Raw genomic sequence first — 18,229 nt, 5'->3', positions numbered from 1 at the left:
CCTTCGTTCCTGCGAATGAGGTGAAAACGGTGCCGACCATTCCACCAGAAACTCAGGCCGCCTGCAGGCCAAAGCCCGATAGCAACGCCGGCAATTCGGCCATGTCGCTGAACACCCGCACCGCGCCCACGCTCAACAGCGGACCCGGGCCGCTGTGGCCCGATTCGCCCGTGCTGTAGCCGAACACCGTCGCACCCGCGGCCACGCCGGCCATCGCGCCGGTGACCGTGTCCTCGACGACGGCGCAGCGCTTGGGGTCGACGCCCAGCGCTTCGGCGGCGGCGAGGTACACGTCCGGGTGCGGCTTGGAGCGCGGCATTTCATGGCCGCTGAAGATGCGCCCTTCGAAGCAGTCGAGCAGCCCGACCTTGGCCAGCTGCAGCTCGACCTTGTGGCGGTCCGCGCCCGAGGCGCACGCGATGCGGCCCTTGAGCATTGCGTGGATCTGGCGAATGGCCGCGGGGGCGTGGGGGATCGCGGTGAGGTCGCGTTCGAGCGCCTCGTTGCGCCGGGCCCTGAAGGTCTTGAGCCACTCGGGCGTGATGGCGAAGCCGGTCTTCGCTTCGATGAGGGGCGCCTCGTCCTTCACGGCCTTGCCGGTGAAGGTGTTCATCGCCTCTTCGGTGGTGAGGTGCCAGCCGAGCTCGCCGAGCATGTCGGCGAGCACGCGGTTGGTGATGGGTTCGGAGTCGACGAGCACGCCGTCGCAGTCGAAGAGGACGGCGGCGAAAGGAAATGGGGTCATTGCGCTGGAGGGGTTCGGGGGAGTCCCCCATGGTAGCAACGACCCCCGGCGCACTCAGGACACGGCGCGTATCGGTATGTAGATCTCGCCGCCGCCCGCCATGAACTCCTTGGACTTTTCCTCCATGCCTTCGGCCATGGCTTCGGCCTCGGCCACGCCCTTCTTCGCGGCGTACTCGCGCACTTCCTGCGTGATCTTCATCGAGCAGAACTTGGGGCCGCACATCGAGCAGAAGTGCGCCACCTTGCTGGAGTCCTTCGGCAGCGTCTCGTCGTGGAATTCGCGCGCGGTGTCGGGGTCCAGGCCCAGGTTGAACTGGTCCTGCCAGCGGAATTCGAAGCGCGCCTTGCTCAGCGCATCGTCGCGCGACCGCGCCCCGGGGTGGCCCTTGGCCACGTCGGCCGCATGCGCCGCGATCTTGTACGCGATGATCCCTTGCTTGACGTCATCGCGATCGGGCAATCCGAGGTGTTCCTTCGGTGTCACGTAGCACAGCATCGCGGTGCCGGCCCAGCCGATCATCGCGGCGCCGATGGCGCTGGAGATGTGGTCGTAGCCCGGCGCGATGTCGATCGTCAGCGGCCCGAGCGTGTAGAACGGCGCCTCGTGGCAGTGCTTGAGTTGCTCGTCCATGTTGGCCTGGATCATGTGCATCGGCACGTGGCCCGGGCCTTCGATCATGGTCTGCACGTCGTGCTTCCACGCGACCTGCGTGAGCTCGCCGAGCGTGCGCAGCTCGGCGAACTGCGCCTCGTCGTTGGCATCGGCGCCCGAGCCCGGACGCAGGCCATCGCCCAGCGAGAAGCTCACGTCGTACGCCTTCATGATGTCGCAGATGTCTTCGAAGCGCTCGTAGAGAAAGCTCTCCTTGTGGTGCGCGATGCACCACTTGGCCATGATCGAGCCGCCGCGCGAGACGATGCCCGTCATGCGGTCGGCCGTGAGGTGGATGAACGGCAGCCGCACGCCCGCGTGGATGGTGAAGTAGTCGATGCCCTGCTCGGCCTGCTCGATCAGCGTGTCGCGGAAGATCTCCCAGGTGAGGTCCTCGGCCACGCCGCCCACCTTCTCCAGCGCCTGGTAGATCGGCACCGTGCCGATGGGCACCGGCGAGTTGCGCACGATCCAGTCGCGGGTGGTGTGGATGTTCTTGCCGGTGGACAGGTCCATCACGTTGTCCGCGCCCCAGCGGATCGCCCACACGAGCTTCTCGACCTCTTCCTCGATGCTCGAGGTGACGGCCGAGTTGCCGATGTTGGCGTTGATCTTCACCTTGAAGTTGCGGCCGATGGCCATCGGCTCGACTTCAGGATGGTTGATGTTGGCGGGAATGATCGCGCGGCCGCGGGCCACCTCGTCGCGCACGAATTCGGGCGTGATGATGCGCGGAATGCTCGCACCCATCGGGTTGCCGGCCACGCGCTTCGCACGCTCCTCGTTGGCGAGGTACTCGGCCATCCACTCGCGCTTGCCGTTCTCGCGCAGGGCCACGTATTCCATTTCCGGTGTGACGATGCCGCGGCGTGCGTAGTGCATCTGCGTGACGTTGGCGCCCGACTTCGCGCGGCGCGGCGTGCGCTGCAGCGCCGAGGCGCCGGCGCGCAGCTCGGCCAGGCGCTGGGCGTCGTGGTCGTGCGCGTGCTTCAGGCCCTCGTCGAGCGCCTGGTGCGAGCGGCCGTCGTAGATCTCGGTGTCGTTGCGCTCGGCGATCCACGCATCGCGCACGCCGGGCAGGCCGCGGCGCACGTCGATGTCGACCTTCGCATCGGTGTACGGGCCCGAGGTGTCGTAGAGCGACACCGTCTCGCCATTGGTCAGCAGCACGTCGCGCACCGGCACGTTCAGGTCGGGCCGGCTGCCCGGGATCAGGCACTTGTGCGATGCGGGAAAGGGCTCGCGCGTGAGCGAGAGCAGGGAGGTGAACTTGTAGTGGTCATTCATGCGGGGCACTCCTTGTTGAGGGAAAGGGTGCTCCGCAATCGCTCGGTGGACTTGGGGCCGTCGCGGAAGGTGGGCGACGGGACCTGGGTCAGGGAGTGCAGCTCTTCTTACGCCGGTATGACCCGGATCAAGTTCGCGGGTCGGCAGCTTTGCCATCTCAGCACACCACGTGTGTGCACCCCGGAGCGAGGCCGATTGTGCGAGCCCCGGCCCCGCGCGTCAACCCGCTAGGCCAGGGGCTGCTGCAAGTCGCCTTCCAGGTAGTACCAGCGTTCGCCCTCTCGCACGAAGCGGCTGCGCTCGTGCAGGCGCGCGGCGGTGCCCGTGCTGCTGCGCTGGCGCGCGACGAATTCGACCTCGGCGTGGTCCGCATCGAGCACCGATCGCGAGCGGATATCCAGCCCCAGCCACTTGACGCCCGGCTCGAACTCGATCGAGGCCGGCCGCTTCGACGCGTGCCAGGTGGCCAGCAGGTACTCGGCGCGCTGCAGCACGAAGGCCGAATAGCGCGAGCGCATCAGCGATTCGGCGTCGGGGGCGGGCGTGTTCTCGAAATCGTCGAGATAGCGGCCACAGCACAGGGCGTAGCCGATGGGCTTGTCGCGGCGGTCGGTGCGGCCGCAGGGGCAAGGTCCGGTGGTGGGATCGATGGCGCTCATGAAGACCGCTATTGGAACACCTCGCGGCGATCCCTCCGATGGGGCAACCCCGGAGCCAGGAGAAGCTAGCCGATGCGGCTCGCGGCGATGGCGTCCTGCAGCGCCCTTGCATCGGCCGGCTTGTAGATCAGCGCATAGCCCGCGCGCTCGACCTCCATCCGGTTGGCGTGGGCGGTTTCGCCGGTCAGGATGACCACGTTGCGCGCCTTGCCGACCGCCTGCAGCGCCTGCGCGGCCGCCAGGCCCGAGAGGCCGCTGCCCAGGCGCAGGTCGCTCAGCATCAGGTCGAACACGCCGCCGTGCTGCAGCGCCTCGCGCGGGTTGGCGGCCAGCGCCACCTCGTGGCCCCAGCCCGAGAGCAGCGAGCGCATCGCCTCGCGCACGGGCTGCTCGTCGTCGAGCACCAGGATGCGGACCGGGGCGCCCGCCAAGGGCCCGGCGAGCGCCAAGGCCGATTCGGTGGGCACAACGCCGGTCGGTGCGGGCGCCTCCTCCAGCACCAGCGAGAAGGTGCTGCCGCGCCCCGGCGCGGAGCGCACCTCGATGCGCGAGCCCATCACCCGCCCCATGCCGGCCACCAGCGACAGGCCCAGCCCGAGGCCGCGGCTGCGGTCGCGCCCGGGGTTGTCGACCTGGAAGAACTCCTCGAACACCTGCTCCCGGTGCTGCGCCTCGATGCCCACGCCCGAATCGCGCACTTCGATGCGCCAGGCCGGCACGCCGCCAGAGGGGCGCTGCACCCGCCGCGCGAGCACGAGCACGGTGCCTTGGGGCGTGTACTTGATGGCGTTGTCCACCAGGTTGCCCAGCACGCGCGCAAGCATGCGCGCATCGGCGCGGACCACCGCCCCGGTCGGGTGGATGCGCAGCGCGAGCCCCTTGGCATCGGCCAGCGCTGCGAAGCGCCCGTTGAGCGACGTGAACAAGGCGTCGAGACGCAACGGCTCCAGCCGCACCGGCGCCACGCCGCCATCGAGCTGCGCGATGTCCAGCAAGGCGTCGATGGAGCCGCGCAGCGCATCGACGCTGTCGCGCATGAAGCGCAGGTTGTCGGCGCTGGGCGCGCTGCGCGTGTCGAGCGCGTCCACGAAGATCGCCAGCGCGTGCATCGGCTGGCGCAGGTCGTGGTTGGCGGCCGCGAAGATGCGCGCGCGCTGCGCCGCCATCTGCCCCACATGGTCGAGCTGGCGCGACAGGGCCTCGGCCAGGCGCGCATTCTCGAAGCCGTTCTCGATGGATCGCACGATCAGCCGGTTCTGCTTGCGCGCATAGTGCAGCGACGCGAGCAACTGCGACACCGCCAGGCACCCCATGATCACCGGCACGCTGCCCGGCTCCAGCACCAGCCGCAGCGCCAGACTCAGGAACACCGGCACGCCGAAGCACACCGCGGCCAGCCACCACTGCGCGAGCGCGGCGATGATCACGCCGGTGGTGCCGCTCACGAAGAAGTACATCAGGAGGATGTAGGCAAGGTCGCCGTGCGGAAAGAAGAGCCACGGCGCCAGCGCCCACACCAGCCCCGGGAACAGCATGCGCAGCTCCAGCTGCCGGCGCGTGCGGGCGGCCGAGGCAACGTCGATGGCCTCGGGGTCCACCCGGTGCAGGTGGCGGTGCATGTTCCACTGCATCGCATGCACCAGCACGGCCCACACCAGCGTGCCGCGGTTGCCGGTCAGCACGAGGAACATGCCCCAGAACACCGCCGCGATCATGGCCGCCGACAGCGGCGTGTCGCGCGTATCGACGATGTAGGCGCGGGCCAGGCTCTGGTCGACCAGCGGGTCGGCGTTCGGCGCCTCGACCCAGTAGGCGCGCAGCCGTTGCCACGGGGATGCGGGAGGGGACGCTTCGGGCGAAGGGGAAGAAGACGGTGTCGAAGACATGGGCGTACAGCCCGCGATTCTGCGCGCTCCCCGTGACGGCCCCGGGGCATCCACCCTTGGCGCGGCGCTTGCTAAACGTTAGCCTTACATGGCGACAACCAGAGCGAGGCGGCGATGTACCTGACAGGCTCCGAACAGCAGGCACTGCGCGGCGTTTTCACGCTGCTGGCGCAGGAGCGCGGCGAAAGCGACATCCGCGAGCGCCTGGGCTGGGCGCTGCTGGACCTGCTGCATGCGGACCAGTTCGCCTCCTTCGTGTGGAACGCCCAGAGCGGCCGTTTCGACGGCCGCGTGGCGCTCAACATGGACCCGGCCAACCTGGACCGCTACGGCGAATGGCACCAGCACCACGACCCGATCACCTTCGTGCTGCAGTCGCACCGCCGCGCCACGCGCGTGACCGATGTGATGCCGCAGCGCGAACTGATGCGCACGGAATTCTTCACCGACTTTCTCTCGCGCGACGGGCTGCACTGGGGCATGAACCTGCACGCCTTCGAGGGCGACCGCGCGCTGGGCGACCTGCGCATCTGGCGGCGCAAGGGGCGCGGCGATTTCGGGGACCACGAGAAGGGGCTGCTCGACCTGATCGAGCCCGCGTTCATCGGCGCGCTGCAGCGTGCGCAGCGCACGGCGGCTGCCGTGCCGATGCCTGCGGAGACTTCATGGAATGCGTTGAGCGCACGCGAGCAGGACGTCGCACGCGCCGTGTGCGAAGGCCTCACCGACAAGGAGATCGCGCGGCGCATGGCGGTGAGCGTGCCGACGGTGCGCACCTACCTGCGGCGCATCTTCGACAAGCTCGGGATCGAGCGGCGGTCGGCGCTGGCGGGGCTCGCCAAGCGCTGATGCGGCGGGGCCGCCCTACTTCGCCTTGGGCGCGGGCAAACGTCCCAGCACGCCTTCCACCGCCATGCCCACGGCGAGCAGCTTGCGGTCGCTGCCGGCCGGCCCGTCGAGTTCCAGCCCGATGGGCAACCCGCTGGCCGCACCGAGTCCCGAGGGCAACTGCACACCCGGAATGCCGGCGTTGCTGCCGGGGTCGGTGTTCTGGATCAGCGCGCCGAAGTTCTCGGGGCTGCTGGCTTCGGGCGCGGCGGCCAGGGCCACGCGCGGCACCGTCGGGAACACGAGCGCATCGAGCTTGTTCTTCGCGAAGGTGTCGCGGTAGAGCTTCTGCAATGCGGGCCGCGCGATGCGCATCGCGTTGTCGTAGGCCGGCTTCGCATCGACCGTGCCGTTCGGCGCGGGGAGCTTGCGCGGGATCACGAAGGCCTCGAAGGTGCCCTTGACGTCGGGGCTCGCGATGCCGGCGGTGAGCTGCGCGATGTCGATGCCGGTGCGGTACTTCGCCAGGTACGCGACCATGTCGTCGTGCGCCTCGTACAGCGCGAGCGGGAAGCCGATGGCACCGTTCAGGTCCATGAGTTTGGGCATCTCTACGTCCACCAGCGTGACGCCCGCCGCGCGCAGCTTGGCGAGGGCCGCATCGGTGGCGGCGCGCGTGTCGGCATCGAGGTTCGCGTAGAAGGCCGGCACCACGCCCAGGCGCACGCGCTTGAGGTCCGCGGGCTTGATCGCCGCGCCGCCCGCGATCACGCGGTCGAGCAGCGCGACGTCGGCCATCGACTGCGCCATCGGGCCCGCGGTGTCGCGGGTGTGCGAGATCGGCGCGATGCCCTGCTGCGAGTAGCGGCCCATGCTCGGGCGCAGCGACGCGCAGCCATTGAACGCGCACGGAATGCGCACCGAGCCGCCCGTGTCGGTGCCCAGCGCCGCCGGTGCCATGCGCGCGCCGAGTGCCGCGCCGTTGCCCGACGACGATCCGCCCGCGATGCGGCTCGCGTCGTAGGCGTTGCGCACGCCGACCTCGGGGCCGGTCTGGAACGCGGGGTTGTAGCCCGTGACGCCGAAGGCCAGCTCGTGCATGTTGGTCTTGCCGAGGATGACCGCGCCCGCCGCGCGCAGCTTCGCGACCACAGGCGCATCGGCCGCGGGCACGAAGCCCTTGAGCGCGGGCGAACCGGCCGTGGCGGGCAGGCCCTGCACCTGGATGTTGTCCTTGATGACCACCGGCAGGCCGGCCAGCGGCTTGCAGGCGCCGCCGCGCTTTCGCTGCGCATCGGCGGCGCGCGCGGCCTTCAGCGCGCCGGCCTCGTCGAGCGTGACGAAGGCATTGAGGTTTGTCTTCGCCTTGGCTTGCGCAAGGTAGGCAGAGACCAACTGCTCGCTGGTCACCGTGCCGGCGCACAGCTGCTGCATCGCATCGCTCGCGGTCAGCGTGGCGATGTCCACGGCGGCGGGCTGCGCTTGCGCGGATGCGCCGAGGCACAACAGGGCCGCGGCGAAGGAAATGGGTTTGAAGATGGACATGGCTGGGACCTCCGACGAAGAGATCGCCATGCTGCGCCGCCGGCGTGATCCTGTCTGTCATCGAAACCGATGACACGGCGGGGCGGCGGGGCGGCGCTACCGGAACATCACCCACTCGGGCCGCATGTTGAACCGCACCGGCAGGATGCTCACGCCCAGCCCGCTCGTCACGTACATGCGCCTGCCCTTGTGCGCGATCCAGCCGTAGGCCCACTCGCGCGGCGCGCGGCCCGGCACCACCAGCGCGCCGTAGCCCGGCACGCTGATCTGCCCGCCGTGCGTGTGCGAAGCGACCACCAGCCCCTGCGTGCGCGGCATGGTCGCGAAGCTGAAGGGGTCGTGCATCATGACCAGCGTCGCGGCGCCCTTGGGCACGCCGGCCAGCGCCTTGTCCGCCAGCGAATGGCCGGTCGAGTCGTCGCCGATGCCGACCACCCAGAGGTCGTGGCCCGGCAATCGCACCGAGGCGTTCTCCAGCACGCGGATGCCCTGCGCGGACAAGGCCTTGGCGGTGCGGTCGCCGTCGTGCCACCAGTCGTGGTTGCCGAGCACCGCGTACACGCCCTGCGGCGCCTTCAGGCGGCCGAGCACGGCCGCCATGTCCTCGATGGAGAATGCCTCGTCGTCGCCCGATCCCGCGAGGAAATCGCCGAGCAGCAGGATCACATCGGGCCGCGCCGCGTTGATCTCGTCGACGATGCGCGCGGCGCGCTCCGCGCTGGTGACGCGCCACGCCGAGCGCGTGGTGAGGTGCCAGTCGCCCGCCATCGCCACCGTGAGGCCGGCCGGCGGCTGCCACTGCGCCGAGCCCAACGGCTCGACGCGTGCGGCGACCCAGCGCGGCTCGACGACGAAGCCCCAGGCCGCCAGCGTCGCGAGCACGAGTGCGGCGGCGATCCGGCCCCACGGGCGTTTGCGGGCCGTCAAGGGCGCTTCAATTCGGGATAGATCGTCATCAGCTGCATGGCCACGCCGTTGGTCCAGCCGAAGCCGTCCTGCAGCACGTACTCGCCGCCGCCGGCCTCGCCGCTGTTGTCGATCACGTTGTATTTCTCGACCAGCTTGCCGCTGCTGCCGTAGACCTGCTGCACCTTGCCCATCCAGCGCGTCGCGATGTCGCGCGCGAGCGCATGCTGGCCATAGCGCCGAAGGCCGTCCACCGCGATCCATTGCAAGGGCGCCCAGCCGTTGGGTGCATCCCATTGCTGGTCGGTCGGGGTCGGCGTCGTCACGAGGCCATACGGCTTCACCAGTTCCTTGCTTGTCCACTCGGCCACGCGCGCTGCCTGTGCCGGTTCCGCGAGGCCGACGAACAGCGGGTACAGCGTGGCGGCACCCGGACGGCCGGTCGGCTGCTGCTTGACCCACTGGTAGTCCACGTAGTGGCCGCCGGCTTCGTTCCACAAGTATTTCTGCACAGCCAGACGCCGGCGTTCGGCGCGCTGCGTGAAATCGCTGCTGCAGGCGGCGTCCCGCACGCGCTCGCAGCCCAGGCGGATCGCGTTCTCCAGGCCGTACAGCAGGCTGTTCAGGTCCACGGGCACGACCGCGGTGGTCTCGATGGTGGCCAGCGTCTTGCCGTCGGCGAACCAGCGGCTGCTGAAGTCCCATCCGCTCTCCGCGGCGGCGCGCAGGTCGCGATAGACCTCGGCGGCGGGGCGGCTGCTCTTCTTCGCGAGCGCCACGTCCTCGGCATACGATTCGTCGCGCGGCACGGCGCGGTCGTCGTAGTAGCGGTTCAGCACACTGCCGTCGGCCAGCGCCACCACCCGGCGGTGCGCGGTGCCGGGCTCGAGGCCCTTCGCGCCCTCCATCCAGAACGCGTACTCGCGCTGCAGTTGCGGCAGGTAGCGCGCATACGCGCCGGCCTCGTCCTGCGTGGACAGGAGGCCGACCATCTTGAAATAGAACGGCGGCTGCGAGCGGCTCAGGTAGTAGCTGCGGTTGCCGTTCGGAATGTGGCCGTAACGGTCGATCAGGCTCGCGAAATTGCCGACCATGTCGCGTATCGCGCGCGGCTCGCCGTTCTGCAGCAGGCCCAGCATGGTGAAGTACGAGTCCCAGTAGTACACCTCGCGAAAGCGCCCGCCCGGCACCACGTAGGGCCCGGGCAAGGGCAGCAGCGAGGAACCGGCGGCGGGCTTGCGCGGCTGCTGCGTCAGGTGCGGCCAGAGGCTGGCGATGTGCTGCGCGAGCGATTGCGAACGATCGCTGACGTAGGCGTCGCCGTTGTCCTGCGGCAGATTGAAATGCCGCTGCACGAAGGCGGACAGATCGAAACCGGGGCGGTCTTTTTCGCGCTTGTATTGCGCGGCGACGGCGGCGGGCGAGCTCTTGGGAACAGCATCGACGAAAGTCTTGCCGTCCTTGAAGACCTGCCCCAGCTGCACCGCGGCGAACAGCTCCGGATACAGCGCGGAAGGCGGCGCAGGGTACGCCGCGGCGGGCCTGGAAGCGACGAGTACTTCCGCATTCGCCGGCGCATTGAACGCGCCGAATGCGAGGCCGGCCGCCAGCGCGGCAGCCGCAACGATCGAGAAGCCCGGGCGACGGGGCGGCGTGGCCGCGACTGCCTGAGTCATGTCTGTCTCCCCTTGGTTGGTCAAGGGAAACTCTACATGACAGGTCGCGGCCCGCGACCGTCACCCTGCCGCGCGGCGGGGCTTCGTCAGGCCAGCGCGCGCTGGATCAGCAGCTTCTGGATGTCCGAGGTGCCTTCGTAGATCTGGCACACGCGCACGTCGCGGTAGATGCGCTCGAGCGGAAAGTCGTTCACGTAGCCATAGCCGCCCAGCGTCTGGATCGCGGCGCTGCACACGCGCTCGGCCATCTCGCTCGCGAAGAGCTTGGCCATCGCCGCTTCCTTCAGGCACGGCAGGCCCGCATCGCGCAGGCTCGCGGCGTGCCAGATCAGCTGGCGCGCGGCTTCGAGTTGCGTTGCGCATTCGGCAAGGCGAAAGCCCACGGCCTGCTGGTCGAAGATCGAGCCGCCGAAGGCCTGGCGCTCCTTGGCATAGGCCAGCGCCACGTCGAACGCGCTGCGCGCCATGCCCACGCTCTGGGCGGCGATGCCGATGCGGCCGCCCTCCAGCGCGCCGAGCGCGATCTTGTAGCCCTCGCCTTCGGCGCCGATGAGGTTTTCCGCCGGGATGCGGCAGGCGTCGAAGTTGATCTGCGCGGTGTCGCTGCTGTGCTGGCCGAGCTTGTCCTCCAGGCGCGCGACGGCGTAGCCGGGCGCGTCGGTGGGCACGATGAAGGCGCTCATGCCGCGCTTGCCCGCGCCCTTGTCGGTCACCGCGATGACGATCGCGACCTGCCCGTTCTTGCCGCTGGTGATGAACTGCTTGACGCCGTCGATCACGTAGCCGTCGCCGTCCTTGCGCGCGGTGGTGCGCAGGCTCGATGCATCGCTGCCGGCCTGCGGTTCGGTCAGGCAGAAGGCGCCGAGCATCTGCCCCTGCGCGAGCGGCTCGAGCCATTTCTTCTTCTGCTGCGCATTGCCGTAGCGCATGAGGATCGCGTTGACCGGGCAGTTGGTCACGCTGATCGCGGTGCTGGTGCCGCCGTCGCCGGCCGCGATTTCTTCCAGCACCAGCGCGAGCGTGAGGTAGTCCAGGCCCGCGCCGCCGTGCTCCTCGGGCACGCAGATGCCGTACGCGCCCAGCGCCGCGAGGCCCTGGTGCGCCTCTTTCGGAAAGCTGTGTTCGCGGTCCCACTTGGGGGCGTTGGGCCAGAGTTCGGCTTGCGAGAAATCGCGCACCGCGTCGCGGATGGCTTCCTGGTCGGCACTGAGCAGCATGGTGTGTCTCCTTCTTCTTTCTTCTTCGTGCTTACTTGCCCGAGCCCAGATCCATGATCAGGCGCGCGGCCATGTACAGGCGGCGCGGAATGCTGCTGATGTCCACGTACTCGGCCTTGTCGCTGTGATAACCGAAGCCCGGCAGGCCCAGGCTTTCGATGACCGGCTTGCCCGAGAGCGCCGCGTAGGCCGCATCGGTGCCGCCGCCCGTGCGCTCTTCCACGCCGAGCGTGCCGCCGGCTTCCTTGTAGAAGGCCACGGCCTTGTCGACCAGCTTCTTGCCGCCTTCGCCCGCATTGAAGGCCGGGCGGCCGCGCGTGACCAGCACCTTGACGTCGGCCTCGGGCAGCTTCTTCTGCTGCGCCTTTTCTTCGAGCGTCTTCATCGCGGCGTCGAAGTCTTCGTTGCGCGCATAGCGCACGTCGGCATTCAGCGTGGCGCTGGCCGGGATGATGTTCGACACATTGCCGGCCTTGGCGATGGTCCAGTTGAAGCGCAGGTTCTTCGCCTTGTCGTCGATGCTCATCGTGCGCAGCACGAGGTCCGACGCCTCGACCAATGCATTGACGCCCAGCTCGGGCGCCGCGCCCGCGTGCGAGGCCTTGCCGGTGATGTTGACCTGCACGTAGGCGATGCCCGAGGTGCCCAGCGAGAGCTTCTCGTCGCCCGCGCCGGTGGGCTCGAACGAGAGCACGTAGTCGGCCAGCTTGGCCTCTTCCTGGATGAGGTCTCGCGAACCGAAGGAGCCCTTCTCCTCGTCGGTGTTGAACAGCACGGTGATGGTGCCGTAGTCGCGCACGCCGTAGTCCTTCAGCAACTTGAGCGTGTGCAGGATGACCGCGTTGCCGCCCTTGTCGTCGGCGATGCCGGGGCCGTAGGCCTTGTCGCCCTCGACCTTGAACGGCGCCTTGGCGAGCGTGCCCTTCAGGTACACGGTGTCCATGTGCGAGAGCAGCAGCAGGTTCTTGCCGCCGCGGCCCTTGAGCTTGCCGATGATGTTGTCGCCGACCACGATGCCGGCCGACTTGCTGCGCGTGACGGTGAAGCCCAGCGTCTTGAGTTCGCCTTCGAGGTAGTTGCCGGCGGCGGCGATGCCTTCGGCGTCACCGGTGCCGGTCTCGATGTTGACGAGTTTTTCCAGCGTCTTGACGACCGCGGGCTGCTCGTCGGTGGCGGCCTGGAACAGCACGTTGTCGCGCTTTTGCGCCCAGCTGGCGGCGGGCGCCAGGAAGGCGGTGGCCAGCAGGGTGGCCAGGGCGGTACGGTGGATGGATGGGCGCATGAAATTTCCTGCTCTGACGCAATATCGATTGTTGAAATGCCGGATGGCGAAAGCCGGCGCGTCCTCCCTCGGACGCTGCCGGCCCGTGCTGTTTAAAGCAATTCGAGTGCCACGGCGGTGCCTTCGCCGCCGCCGATGCAGAGCGTCGCCACGCCGCGCTTCTTGCCGCGCGCCTTCAGCGCATGGATCAGCGTGACCATGATGCGCGCGCCGCTCGCGCCGATCGGATGGCCCAGCGCGCAGGCGCCGCCGTTCACATTGACGATCTCGTGCGACACATCGAGCTCGTGCATCAGCGCCATCGGCACCACGGCGAAGGCCTCGTTCACTTCCCAGAGGTCCACGTCCTTGACGGTCCAGCCAGTCTTCTTGAAGAGCTTGGCCACGGCGCCGACCGGCGCGGTGGAGAACCACTCGGGCTCCTGCGCATGCGTGGCGTGGCCGACGATGCGGGCGATGGGCTTGGCGCCGATCTTCTTGGCATGCGACTCGGTCATCATCACCAGCGCCGCGGCGCCGTCGTTGATCGACGAGCTCGAGGCGGCGGTGATGGTGCCGTTCTCTTTCTTGAACGCGGGCTTGAGCGTCGGGATCTTGTCCAGCTTGACCTTGCCCGGGCCTTCGTCGATGGAGATCACGGTGTCGCCGCCGCGGCCCTTCACGGTGACGGGGGTGATCTCTTCCTTGAACGCGCCCGATTCGGTCGCGGCCTTGGCGCGCTGCACGCTGGCGATCGCGAAGGCGTCCTGCTGCTCGCGAGTGAACTTGTACTTGGCCGCGCAGTCTTCGCCGAAGGTGCCCATCGAGCGGCCCGGCTGGTAGGCGTCTTCCAGGCCGTCCAGCATCATGTGGTCATAGATCTTGTCGTGGCCCATGCGGTAGCCGCCGCGGCCCTTGAGCATGAGGTAAGGCGCGTTGGTCATGCTCTCCATGCCGCCCGCGACGATCACGTCGTGCGTGCCGGCCAGGAGCATGTCGTGCGCGAGCATCGCGGCCTTCATGGCCGAGCCGCACATCTTGCTGAGCGTGACCGCGCCCGCGCTGTCGGGCAGGCCGCCCTTGTACGCGGCCTGGCGCGCCGGCGCCTGGCCCTGGCCGGCCATCAGGCAGTTGCCGAACAGCACTTCGCCCACGCTCTCGGGCGCGATGCCGGCGCGCTCGACGGCCGCCTTGATGGCCGCGCCGCCCAGGTCGTGCGCGGAGAGGGAAGAAAAGTCGCCTTGAAAGCCACCCATGGGGGTGCGGGCGGCGCCGACGATGACGATGGATTCGGACATGAGGGTCTCCTTCTGGAATGTGAAAGTGAAGTGTTCGGCTGCGGCCCGTGCCGCAGCCGGTCAGAAATGGGTCGCGTGCCCCTCGTGCTGGAAGCGTTGCGATTCTTCGTACGGGAACACATCGAGCATCTGTCCCGCCTGGATGCGTTCCTTGTGGTGCTGCCAGAAGGCAGCGTCGAGCAGGTCGGCGTGGTGTGCCATGAAGGCCGCGCGCACATCCTTGTTGCCGAGGAGAAAAGGCTCGAAGGTCTCGGGGAACACGTCCTTCGGGCCCACCGAGTACCAGACCTCGCCGCTCATCTCGTCTTCCTCGTTGCGCGGTGCGGGGACCTTTCGGAACTTGCAGTCGGTGATGTATTCGATCTCGTCGTAGTCGTAGAACACCACCTTGCCGCCGCGCGTGACGCCGAAGTTCTTCCACAGCATGTCGCCGGGAAAGATGTTGGCCGCGACCATGTCCTTGATGGCGTTGCCGTACTCGACCACCGCGTGCGCCAGCTGGTCCTTCGCACGTTTCGCATGCGCCGGGCTCTCCGGGTCGGCCAGCGTGTCGAAGGCTTCCTGCAGGTAGATGTTCAGAGGGATCATGCGGCGCTCGATGTAGACGTGCTTGACCACGACCTCCATCTCCCCGTTGCCGTCGCGGTCGCCGATTTCCAGCTGGCTGGGCGCGAACTTCTGGATCTCCTCGATCAGCTCGGGCTCGAAGCGGTCCAGCGGAAAACCCACGTCGCTGTACTCCAGCGTGTCGGCCATGCGGCCCACGCGGTCGTGCTGCTTCACGAGCATGTACTTGCCCTTGATCTGCTCGCGCGTGGTGTCCTTCTGCGGCGGATAGAAGTCCTTGATGACCTTGAAGACGAACGGGAACGACGGCAGGTCGAACACCAGCATGACCATGCCCTTGATGCCGGGCGCGATGCGAAAGCGGTCGCTCGAGTAGTTCAGATGCGAGAGAAAGTCGCGGTAGAAAAGCGTCTTGCCCTGCTTGGCGAGGCCGAGCGCGTTGTAGATTTCGGCGCGGGGCTTGCGCGGCATGAGCGAGCGCAAAAACTGCACCCAGGCCGAGGGCACTTCCATGTCGACCATGAAGTAGGCGCGCGCAAAGCTGAAGAGCATCTGCAGGTCGTCTTCGCCGAAGAGCGCCGCGTCGATGTAGAACTTGCCGGCGCTGTCGTGCAGGATCGGCAGCGAGAACGGGATCTCGGTGAAGCCGTTCATGATCTTTCCCACCACGTACGCGCCCTTGTTCCGGAAAAAGAGGCCCGAGAGCACCTGCAGCTGGAAGTTGGCGCGCAGCTTGACCTGGTGGAAGCGGTTGAGGATGACGTGCGCCACGCGCTCGGCATCGCGCCGCTTGTCGGCGTAGCTGCCCTGCAGCGCGAAGTCGTCGAGCATCTGCACGAGGGTGTCGGCCAGCGTGTCGTGCGCGGGGTAATAAGGGCGATAAGTGGGCGCGCCGCGCGGCTCGATGTACTCGGTGCTGATCGCGGGACGCACGAAGATGAAGTCGTTCTGGAAGTACGCGCGATGCAGGATCTTGGTGGTCACCGAGTTGAAGAAGCTCTCGGCCAGCTCGGGCTGGTGGTGGTCCACCAAAAGGCCGATGAAGTGCAGCTTGACCTGGTGCCACACCTCCATCGGCTGGTCGCCGGCCTTGAACTCCTTCTCGAGCCGGGCCACGGCCTCGTTCACGCGCAGGTCGTAGAACTCGATGCGCTCGCGCTGCGCGCGCTGCTGGCCGTGCCAGTCGGCGGTCTCGAAACGGTGCTTGGCGCGCGCCGATTCGGCGCGGAACAACCGGTAGTGCCGGTTGAACCCGTCGATCATCGCCTTGGCGATGTCGTAGGCCAGCGGTGAATCGAGGCGCTGCGGGAACATGGGCCCGGCCGGTTTACTTCGCAGCAGCGTCCGTGCCGTCGGCACCCGCCTGCGCGCTCGGCGAGAGGCCCAGGGGCTTGCTCCACTTGTAGCGGATGCGCTGCACCGCGGCCTTGTACGCGGCATCGAGCGGCTTGGCGCCGTCCACGCTCAGGCCCAGGTCCTGCAAGAGGCCGTCGTGCACGCCGAAGGTCCAGCCGTGGATCAGCACCTTCTGTCCGCGCGCCCAGGCATCGACCATCACGGTGCTCACGGCCACGTTGACCACCTGCTCGGCCACGTTGAGCTCGCACAGCGCATCGACGCGCACTTCTTCGGGCAGGCTCTCGATCATCACGCTGTGGCGGTCGCGCACGTCCTGGATGTGGCGGATCCAGTTGTCGGCCAGGCCGATGCGCTTGCCGCTGAGCGCGGCCTTCACGCCCGCACAGCCGTAGTGACCCACCACCATGATGTGCTCCACCTTCAGGTGCTCCACCGCGAACTGGATCGCCGAGAGCGCGTTCAGATCGGAGTGCACCACGATGTTGGCGACGTTGCGGTGCACGAACACTTCGCCGGGCTCCAGGCCCGTGATCTGGTTGGCGGGCACGCGGCTGTCGGAGCAGCCGATCCACATGTAGCGCGGCGTCTGCTGCTTCACCAGGCTGGTGAAGAAGCCGGGCCGGTCGCGTTCCATCTGTGCGGACCAGGCACGGTTGTGGGCGAACAGGTCTTCGAGGTTGTTGTCGGACATAGGAGGTGATTGTCGATGAGTCGTGTACCGGTCAGGACGCCTGGGCGGCTTTGGCCGCTTTCTGGGCCTTCGCCAGGGTGGCGCGGCCTTTTTTCTCGTGCTCGCGCACTTCCGCGAGATTGGCCTGCAGCTCGGCCATCTGCGCCTCCAGCTGGGCCCGGTGCGCGCCCAGCACGCCCAGGAACTTCTGCAGCTGCGGCACGGTGTCGCGCGGGCTGTCGTACATGTCCAGGATGTCCTTGGCCTCCGTGAGGCTCAGTCCCAGCCGCTTGGCGCGCAGCGTGAGCGTGAGCCGCGCCCGGTCGCGCGCGCTGTACACGCGCTGCAGGCCCGCGCGCTCGGGCGTGAGCAGGCCCATGTCCTCGTAGAAGCGGATCGCCCTCGTGGTGAGGTCGAATTCCTTCGCGAGTTCGCTGATGGTGAAGGTGGGCGTGGACATGCGGGGTGAAAAGACGTTCCGGAAAGCGCCAGGAGGGGTGATGCAGGGGTGTTATGAGGGCGACAGCAGGTTTGTGCCCCGCTCCCTACAATGATGCCACCAACACATGACGTTTACGTAAACGTCAATCTTACATGAACCTCCTCGAACGCGAACTCCACTACACCCTGGGCGACACCCTGCCCGGGCCCGGCGAAGCCCTGGAAGTCGCGCCCGGCGTGCGCTGGATCCGCATGCGGCTGCCCTTTGCGCTGGACCACATCAACCTCTGGCTGCTGCGCGATGCGATCGACGGCGTGGAGGGCTGGAGCGTCGTCGATTGCTGCATCTCGCACGACGAGGCGCGCGCGCAATGGGAACAGATCTTCGAGACGCAGCTGGAAGGCCTGCCGATCCTGCGCGTGATCGTCACCCACATGCACCCCGACCACATCGGCCTGGCCGACTGGCTCTGCAAGCGCTGGGGCGCGCCGCTGTGGATCAGCGCCACCGACTACCACGTGGCCCGCGTGCTGAGCACCGCGGGCGACACGCTGGCGGGCGGCGATGCGGCGGCGGACTTCTTCGCCTCGCACGGCATGACCGACGCGCAAGGCATCGCCAAGATCCGCGCGCGCACCAACTACTACGCGAACATGGTGCCCGCGGTGCCCGACCGCTACGTGCGCATGATGGACGGCGACATCGTGACCATCGGCGGGCACGCGTGGCGCTGCATCAGCGGCTACGGCCACGCCCCCGAGCACATCGCGCTGTACTGCGACGCGCAGAAGCTGCTCCTGGGCGGCGACATGATGCTGCCGCGCATCTCGACCAACGTGAGCGTGCACGCGGGCGAGCCCGAGGCCAATTCGCTGCGGCTCTTCCTGGACAGCATCGACAAGTTCAAGGCGCTGCCGGCCGACACGGTGGGCCTGCCCTCGCACGGCAAGCCCTTCACCGGCATCCACCGTCGCGTCGACCAGTTGCAGGAACACCACCGCGACCGGCTGGCCGAGTTGCTCGAAGCCTGCACCGCGCGCGCACTGACCGCGGCCGAGGGCCTGCCGATCCTCTTCAAGCGCGAGCTCGACCTGCACCAGATCACCTTCGCGATGGGCGAGACGGTGGCGCACCTGCACCTCCTGTGGTTCTCGGGCCAGGTGAAGCGTGAACTGGGCAAGGACGGCGTCTACCGCTTCGGGCCCCAAAGCGCATCCACCTAGGGATTT

General features: G+C 68.1%; 15 protein-coding genes and 1 riboswitch. Of the genes, 2 read left to right on the top strand and 13 right to left on the bottom strand.

Annotated elements, in window-relative coordinates:
• Positions 1 to 52: 52 nt before the first annotated feature.
• The 4 genes from ACZYRS_RS04740 to ACZYRS_RS04725 form a co-directional block, all read right to left on the bottom strand.
• A complete protein-coding gene (locus ACZYRS_RS04740; protein WP_463418303.1) occupies positions 53 to 745 on the bottom strand; it encodes an HAD family hydrolase in 693 nt (230 codons plus the stop codon).
• Positions 746 to 799: 54 nt separating this feature from the next.
• Complete coding sequence (gene thiC, locus ACZYRS_RS04735) at positions 800 to 2,686, bottom strand: phosphomethylpyrimidine synthase ThiC (RefSeq protein ID WP_463418302.1); 1,887 nt, start codon at positions 2,684 to 2,686, stop codon at positions 800 to 802.
• Positions 2,687 to 2,773: 87 nt separating this feature from the next.
• Positions 2,774 to 2,879, bottom strand: a riboswitch (TPP riboswitch).
• A 34-nt stretch (positions 2,880 to 2,913) separates the two neighbouring features.
• The gene (locus tag ACZYRS_RS04730; RefSeq protein ID WP_463418301.1) at positions 2,914 to 3,345 is read right to left on the bottom strand and encodes a YchJ family protein; all 432 of its coding nucleotides are present in this window, start codon (positions 3,343 to 3,345) and stop codon (positions 2,914 to 2,916) included.
• Positions 3,346 to 3,410: 65 nt separating this feature from the next.
• Positions 3,411 to 5,231 carry a sensor histidine kinase gene (locus ACZYRS_RS04725; RefSeq protein ID WP_463418300.1) on the bottom strand — a complete coding sequence of 607 codons (1,821 nt, stop codon included), beginning with the start codon at positions 5,229 to 5,231 and terminating at the stop codon, positions 3,411 to 3,413.
• Positions 5,232 to 5,345: 114 nt separating this feature from the next.
• Here ACZYRS_RS04725 and ACZYRS_RS04720 point away from each other — a divergent pair, with 114 nt between their 5' ends.
• Complete coding sequence (locus ACZYRS_RS04720; protein ID WP_463418299.1) at positions 5,346 to 6,080, top strand: helix-turn-helix transcriptional regulator; 735 nt, start codon at positions 5,346 to 5,348, stop codon at positions 6,078 to 6,080.
• Positions 6,081 to 6,095: 15 nt separating this feature from the next.
• Here the strand turns inward: ACZYRS_RS04720 and iaaH are convergent, their stop codons facing one another.
• The 9 genes from iaaH to ACZYRS_RS04675 form a co-directional block, all read right to left on the bottom strand.
• The gene (gene iaaH, locus ACZYRS_RS04715; protein WP_463418298.1) at positions 6,096 to 7,604 is read right to left on the bottom strand and encodes an indoleacetamide hydrolase; all 1,509 of its coding nucleotides are present in this window, start codon (positions 7,602 to 7,604) and stop codon (positions 6,096 to 6,098) included.
• 96 nt (positions 7,605 to 7,700) lie between these two features.
• Complete coding sequence (locus tag ACZYRS_RS04710) at positions 7,701 to 8,531, bottom strand: metallophosphoesterase (RefSeq protein WP_463418297.1); 831 nt, start codon at positions 8,529 to 8,531, stop codon at positions 7,701 to 7,703.
• On the bottom strand, positions 8,528 to 10,186 hold the full coding sequence (treF, locus tag ACZYRS_RS04705; protein ID WP_463418296.1) for an alpha,alpha-trehalase TreF: 1,659 nt from the start codon (positions 10,184 to 10,186) through the stop codon (positions 8,528 to 8,530). The genes ACZYRS_RS04710 and treF overlap by 4 nt, the downstream gene beginning before the upstream one ends.
• Before the next feature lie 86 nt (positions 10,187 to 10,272).
• Positions 10,273 to 11,403 (bottom strand): acyl-CoA dehydrogenase family protein, encoded by a 1,131-nt coding sequence (locus tag ACZYRS_RS04700; RefSeq protein WP_463418295.1) that lies wholly within the window; start codon positions 11,401 to 11,403, stop codon positions 10,273 to 10,275.
• A 31-nt stretch (positions 11,404 to 11,434) separates the two neighbouring features.
• Positions 11,435 to 12,685 carry a M20 family metallopeptidase gene (locus tag ACZYRS_RS04695; RefSeq protein WP_463418294.1) on the bottom strand — a complete coding sequence of 417 codons (1,251 nt, stop codon included), beginning with the start codon at positions 12,683 to 12,685 and terminating at the stop codon, positions 11,435 to 11,437.
• Between the two features lie 92 nt (positions 12,686 to 12,777).
• On the bottom strand, positions 12,778 to 13,962 hold the full coding sequence (locus tag ACZYRS_RS04690) for an acetyl-CoA C-acyltransferase (RefSeq protein WP_198789025.1): 1,185 nt from the start codon (positions 13,960 to 13,962) through the stop codon (positions 12,778 to 12,780).
• 60 nt (positions 13,963 to 14,022) lie between these two features.
• Entirely contained in the window at positions 14,023 to 15,843 is a 1,821-nt protein-coding gene (gene aceK / locus ACZYRS_RS04685; RefSeq protein WP_463418293.1) for a bifunctional isocitrate dehydrogenase kinase/phosphatase, read from the bottom strand.
• 13 nt (positions 15,844 to 15,856) lie between these two features.
• Positions 15,857 to 16,579, bottom strand: a complete 723-nt coding sequence (gene can, locus ACZYRS_RS04680) for a carbonate dehydratase (RefSeq protein ID WP_198789022.1) — start codon at positions 16,577 to 16,579, stop codon at positions 15,857 to 15,859.
• A gap of 31 nt (positions 16,580 to 16,610) precedes the next feature.
• Positions 16,611 to 17,018 (bottom strand): MerR family transcriptional regulator, encoded by a 408-nt coding sequence (locus ACZYRS_RS04675; protein WP_463418292.1) that lies wholly within the window; start codon positions 17,016 to 17,018, stop codon positions 16,611 to 16,613.
• Positions 17,019 to 17,152: 134 nt separating this feature from the next.
• Here ACZYRS_RS04675 and ACZYRS_RS04670 point away from each other — a divergent pair, with 134 nt between their 5' ends.
• The gene (locus tag ACZYRS_RS04670) at positions 17,153 to 18,223 is read left to right on the top strand and encodes an MBL fold metallo-hydrolase (protein ID WP_463418291.1); all 1,071 of its coding nucleotides are present in this window, start codon (positions 17,153 to 17,155) and stop codon (positions 18,221 to 18,223) included.
• Positions 18,224 to 18,229: the final 6 nt, after the last annotated feature.

Source organism: Variovorax sp. AC194, assembly GCF_979257995.1.
The sequence above is the reverse complement of the archived record's forward strand: the minus strand, read 5'-3'. Positions and strand labels throughout refer to the sequence as shown.

What these genes read in the sequence shown, in the direction of transcription:
- ACZYRS_RS04740 (WP_463418303.1), bottom strand. Translation starts at nt 745, where the DNA reads ATGACCCCATTTCCTTTCGCCGCCGTCCTCTTCGACTGCGACGGCGTG.
- thiC (WP_463418302.1), bottom strand. Translation starts at nt 2,686, where the DNA reads ATGAATGACCACTACAAGTTCACCTCCCTGCTCTCGCTCACGCGCGAG.
- ACZYRS_RS04730 (WP_463418301.1), bottom strand. Translation starts at nt 3,345, where the DNA reads ATGAGCGCCATCGATCCCACCACCGGACCTTGCCCCTGCGGCCGCACC.
- ACZYRS_RS04725 (WP_463418300.1), bottom strand. Translation starts at nt 5,231, where the DNA reads ATGTCTTCGACACCGTCTTCTTCCCCTTCGCCCGAAGCGTCCCCTCCC.
- ACZYRS_RS04720 (WP_463418299.1), top strand. Translation starts at nt 5,346, where the DNA reads ATGTACCTGACAGGCTCCGAACAGCAGGCACTGCGCGGCGTTTTCACG.
- iaaH (WP_463418298.1), bottom strand. Translation starts at nt 7,604, where the DNA reads ATGTCCATCTTCAAACCCATTTCCTTCGCCGCGGCCCTGTTGTGCCTC.
- treF (WP_463418296.1), bottom strand. Translation starts at nt 10,186, where the DNA reads ATGACTCAGGCAGTCGCGGCCACGCCGCCCCGTCGCCCGGGCTTCTCG.
- ACZYRS_RS04700 (WP_463418295.1), bottom strand. Translation starts at nt 11,403, where the DNA reads ATGCTGCTCAGTGCCGACCAGGAAGCCATCCGCGACGCGGTGCGCGAT.
- ACZYRS_RS04695 (WP_463418294.1), bottom strand. Translation starts at nt 12,685, where the DNA reads ATGCGCCCATCCATCCACCGTACCGCCCTGGCCACCCTGCTGGCCACC.
- ACZYRS_RS04690 (WP_198789025.1), bottom strand. Translation starts at nt 13,962, where the DNA reads ATGTCCGAATCCATCGTCATCGTCGGCGCCGCCCGCACCCCCATGGGT.
- aceK (WP_463418293.1), bottom strand. Translation starts at nt 15,843, where the DNA reads ATGTTCCCGCAGCGCCTCGATTCACCGCTGGCCTACGACATCGCCAAG.
- can (WP_198789022.1), bottom strand. Translation starts at nt 16,579, where the DNA reads ATGTCCGACAACAACCTCGAAGACCTGTTCGCCCACAACCGTGCCTGG.
- ACZYRS_RS04675 (WP_463418292.1), bottom strand. Translation starts at nt 17,018, where the DNA reads ATGTCCACGCCCACCTTCACCATCAGCGAACTCGCGAAGGAATTCGAC.
- ACZYRS_RS04670 (WP_463418291.1), top strand. Translation starts at nt 17,153, where the DNA reads ATGAACCTCCTCGAACGCGAACTCCACTACACCCTGGGCGACACCCTG.